Below are 3,342 nucleotides of genomic sequence, written 5' to 3' on the forward strand. Positions count from 1 at the left end.
TAGATATACCTCTTTCTTAACTATGCTTATTTTACCTCATATTTTCGAGATCCTTAACAGGTTCTTAGGCGGTAGGTATGTCGAAAAGTAATTTTTTTGTATGGTTGATAGTATCTCTTTTCTATGCGTACCAGTATGTGTTACGTGTCATGCCAAACATAATTGCGCCTGTATTAATAACAAAATTTAATATAAGCATTGCAGATTTAGGGCAATTTAATGGTCTCTACTATGTGGGATTTACACTAGTTCATATCCCTGTTGGTCTTTGTTTTGATAGATTCGGTCCAAAAATTGTTTTGCCTATTTGTGCTGTCTTGGTATCTATTGGAACATTACCTCTTGTGTGCTTTGATGAGTGGTATTATTCAGTATTAGGTAGAATAATTGTTGGGATTGGCTCGTCTGCGTCAGCAATAGGAGTATTTAAAGTTGCCAGTATGTATTTTTCGCGAGAAAAATCAGCAAAAATGGCAAGCATATCTGTTATTATAGGGCTATTAGGGGCAATATATGGTGGTCTACCAATAGAACTTTTGCTTGATGAGTTTGGTTGGAATTACGTAATTTATATTCTTTCAGGGTTTGGTTTCTTACTCGCTTTATCTTTATTTTTAGTTATTCCTTACAATGCTTACGACTTTCGAAAAGAAAAAATTAGCATGAAGGATCTAAAAACTGTGCTTTTCAATAAATATATCATTCTAATTAGTTTTTTTGGTGGCTTAATGGTAGGTCCACTAGAAGGTTTTGCTGATGCTTGGACAAAAGCTTTTTTATGTGAGGTATATCAAATGGCCGGTGATCTAGCGTCTTCAATTTCTTCTGTTATATATGTAGGATTTGCAGCTGGATTGCTCTCTTTTGCTCACATATTAGAAAAATACCAAAATAGACATTATGAAGTTATTATTGTCTGTTCCTTTGCAATGATTGCTAGTTTCCTTTTACTTTTTACACGGGCTGGCGGATTGTATATTGCATTGCCTGCACTTCTTGTTATAGGTTTCGCTTCTGGATATCAAATAGTAACACTGTACAAAGCATTAAGTTATGTAAATAATAACTTAATAGGATTAACTACAGCTGTATCAAATATGATAGTTATGGTTTTTGGCTACCTCTTTCACACTGGAATTGCGAAGGTAATAGGTTCTTATTGGGATAAAGCGATTATACATGGAAGTCCTATTTATAGTGCTGAATTGCTGATAAAAGCAACATCTATTATTCCTGTATGTTTGCTAATAGCTGTTTTTGGGCTCTTATGGTTAAAAAAGCAGGACAAGCAGTCTTAAAATTGCTTGTGCATCTTAAAATTAAAGCGAGGTTTGATCTATGATGAGTGTTTTAAAGAAAATCTGTGGCTCTAAAAATAGTTTAAAGTCTTTTGATAACGAGGTTTATCAGTTTATAGAAAAAGAATTACAACGCCAAAAATCACAATTGCAATTAATTGCATCAGAAAATTTTGCAAGCAAAGCGGTAATGGAGGCACAAGGCTCTTTTCTGACTAATAAATACGCAGAAGGTTATCCAGGCAGAAGATATTACTGTGGTTGTGAGCATGTGGACAAAGTTGAAAGTCTGGCCATAGAAAGACTTTGTAAGTTGTTTGGTATAAAATTTGCAAATGTTCAGCCTCACTCTGGTTCTCAGGCAAATCAAGCCGTGTTTGCTTCGCTGCTTACTCCAGGTGATACAATACTTGGATTGTCACTGAGTTGCGGTGGGCACCTAACTCATGGTGCGGCGCCAAGCCTTTCTGGTAAATGGTTTAAGTCGATTCAATATACAGTAAATAAAGACACTTATCTGCTCAATATGGATGAGATAGAAAAGCTGGCGCTGGAGCATAAACCGAAATTGATCATAGCTGGTGCTTCTGCTTATCCAAGAAAAATGGACTTCAAACGCTTTCGCGAGATTGCAGATAAAGTTGGTGCTTATTTGCTTGCAGACATTGCTCACTATGCAGGGCTTATTGCAGCGGGCGAATATCCATCCCCTGCTGAATATGCACATGTTATGACTTCCACGACTCACAAAACTTTGCGTGGTCCTCGTGGTGGAATAGTGATGACCAATGATGAAGCATTACACAAAAAAATTCAATCCGCAGTTTTTCCAGGATTGCAGGGCGGGCCACTTATGCATGTGATAGCTGCAAAAGCTGTTGCATTTAAAGAAGCATTAGCACCAGAGTTTAAGACTTATGGCAAGAAAGTCGTGGAAAATGCGAAAGTGCTGGCTCAAGAATTGCAAAAGCATGGACTTGACATTATAACCGGTGGCACTGACTCTCATATAGTGCTAGTTGACTTAAGATCGCAGAAATTAACTGGAAAAGACGTTGTAGATAGCCTTGAGAGAGCCGGTATTACCTGTAATAAAAACTCTGTACCATTTGATACAGCAAAGCCGACCATCACTTCAGGGCTCCGTTTTGGCACCGCTGCTGAGACAACACGCGGACTTGAGGCAGAAAATTTTAAAGAGATAGCTGGTCTAATAAATGAAGTAATTCAAGGATTAATCAGCGGAAATAGCTCAAGTGTCGAAAAAGCAGTAAAAGCTAAAGTTGAAAGGATTTGTAGTAATTTTCCTATTTATTAATTTATGTGGTGTCATCCAAGTAGCTGGTAGAAACGAAAAAACTTACTTGACACCCTTCGCCAGCCCTCTTATCATGAAACTGAAGGTATTCATTTATCCTCAATCTGTGCAGATTAAACGACAACAGTATTACGTAATTGGCGTCTTATTTTTAATTTTTTGCACTATGCGCACCCTACGTCTTCACAACATTTCTGGGTTTTTACCTATATAAGCTGAAACGCGCTTATATAGCGTTTAAGACAGTATAGCACGCCAATTTGCAGGATTAGAGAGTGACAACTAGCTAATACGGGATTTCTTTTGCCTTTTTTTCTGCTTAGTAAATTTCTTAAACATTTAAACTAAGATGAGTTGCATTTAAAAGTAGCTAAATTCCAGTGTTTAAGACTTAAAAAACGCCAATACTGAAAATAGACAATGACTGGGGCTTCTTTTGCCTTTTTTTCATTTGGTAAATTTCTTAATGTTTGTAGCTAACATGAACAAACATTTGAGAGTAACTTCTGCTAGTAGGGTGTCATCCCAGTGCCCAGACACTGGGATCCAGGAATTTTATTAAGTTAGTAAGCATAAAAGTAGCCGTTTTATGTTAAAATACAACATTTTAATGATTATGAAAAGGCTGGATTCCAGCGGGCTTTGTTGCATCGCTGGCTATGATGGATTAAAGATAAAAAAGATGGAGAATATCAGTAGCTTATTATTCTGGTATTTATAATAAGA

General features: G+C 36.7%; 2 protein-coding genes. Both read left to right on the forward strand.

The window, feature by feature from the left end; translation table 11 throughout:
* Positions 1-77: 77 nt before the first annotated feature.
* Positions 78-1,298 (forward strand): MFS transporter, encoded by a 1,221-nt coding sequence (locus OZD61_RS00410; RefSeq protein ID WP_274979433.1) that lies wholly within the window; start codon positions 78-80, stop codon positions 1,296-1,298.
* Between the two features lie 40 nt (positions 1,299-1,338).
* Complete coding sequence (gene glyA / locus OZD61_RS00415; protein WP_274979434.1) at positions 1,339-2,616, forward strand: serine hydroxymethyltransferase; 1,278 nt, start codon at positions 1,339-1,341, stop codon at positions 2,614-2,616.
* The last annotated feature ends 726 nt before the right edge of the window (positions 2,617-3,342 follow it).

Source organism: Wolbachia endosymbiont of Drosophila bocki (genome assembly GCF_028982005.1).
Classification (GTDB): Bacteria; Pseudomonadota; Alphaproteobacteria; order Rickettsiales; family Anaplasmataceae; genus Wolbachia; species Wolbachia pipientis.

Bases quoted from the DNA above. Each gene is read 5' to 3' on its own strand.
- OZD61_RS00410 (WP_274979433.1), top strand. From the start codon at position 78: ATGTCGAAAAGTAATTTTTTTGTATGGTTGATAGTATCTCTTTTCTAT.
- glyA (WP_274979434.1), top strand. From the start codon at position 1,339: ATGATGAGTGTTTTAAAGAAAATCTGTGGCTCTAAAAATAGTTTAAAG.